We start from the raw sequence: 1,180 nt of genomic DNA, 5'->3' as shown, positions 1-1,180 counted from the left end.
ATTAGTTGTAAAAAAGTCGGTAATTAGTTGTAAAAAAGTCGGTAAAACCCTATTTAAAAGTTGTAAAAAAGTCGGTAATTAGTTATTTTTTTTAGTTATACTTGCCTTTTTAAATGCAACTTATTATGTTTGTGTAAAATCTACTTAAAATGACTCAAAAAGATACACCTCAAGAGGTAACTTTATGGCAAAGTAATTTTATTACTTCTGCTAAATATGAAATGTCCTCATTAGAGAAAAATGTTCTCTACATGGTAATGGCTCAAATAAGGAAAGAAGATACATCAGAGAAGGTGTATGTGGTTTCTGCACGAGAATTAATGTTACTGACTGGCACTGAAATCAAATATGCTGATTTCCAGAAGGCTACCGCTAAACTTGTAACTCGACTTTTGCAAGGTACTCTTGCTAATGGTAATTTTTTACAGACAACATTTGTAGCAAGTGCTGAGTACATCAAAGGGCAAGGATTAATTGAACTTACAATATCCCCTAAAATTCGTCCTTTTTACATTGATTTAAAGAGAGAGTTTACAACATTTCAACTTAATATTGCCCTTAACCTGCATACCGTTTACGCAAAGCGACTCTATGAAATATTCTCTATGTATAAAAACATGAAGGATAAATCATTTAGAATCAATCTAATGGAGTTAAAGCAAAGGCTTCAACTAATAGATGAAAAAACAGGAAGAGATAAATATGAAAAGTTCACTCACTTCAAAAAAGCTGTTTTAGACCCAGCAGAGAGAGAAATTAATAGTAAATCAGATATTTCGTTCAGCTATACCATTATTGAAGGGAATAAAGCAGGAAGAGGAAGAAAACCTGTTGAGCAGTTAGAATTTACAGTTGTTTATACTGAGCAAATAGCAAAATACTCATTTGATGAAAACAACCTCCCTATATTTTCTCGTTTAACAACTCAGTTTAATTTACGTAAAGACCAAGCAAGTAAGATATTAGAGAACTTTTCTCCTGTTGAAATAAACAAAAAGCTTTATGATATTCATCTAAAAATTATCAATAAAGAAATCAGCAATATCGGAGCATATACCGCTAAAAATTTCGATATTTAATTTTAATTGAGGGGTGATACAATTAGAAATTTGTTCTAAAAGAAGTTGTATCACCCATATTTCTATTATTGTTATAATTGTCAATCATCATTATTTGTAAA

The 1,180-nt window shown here is 30.4% G+C and carries 1 protein-coding gene; it reads left to right on the top strand.

Annotation, left to right across the window (positions count from 1 at the left end; genetic code table 11):
• Nucleotides 1-149: 149 nt before the first annotated feature.
• Complete coding sequence (locus tag LV89_RS24835) at nt 150-1,079, top strand: replication initiation protein (protein WP_109745682.1); 930 nt, start codon at nt 150-152, stop codon at nt 1,077-1,079.
• The last annotated feature ends 101 nt before the right edge of the window (nt 1,080-1,180 follow it).

It is taken from the genome of Arcicella aurantiaca, from assembly GCF_003148625.1.
GTDB lineage: Bacteria > Bacteroidota > Bacteroidia > Cytophagales > Spirosomataceae > Arcicella > Arcicella aurantiaca.
This window is presented reverse-complemented; position numbering and strand designations above follow the sequence as displayed.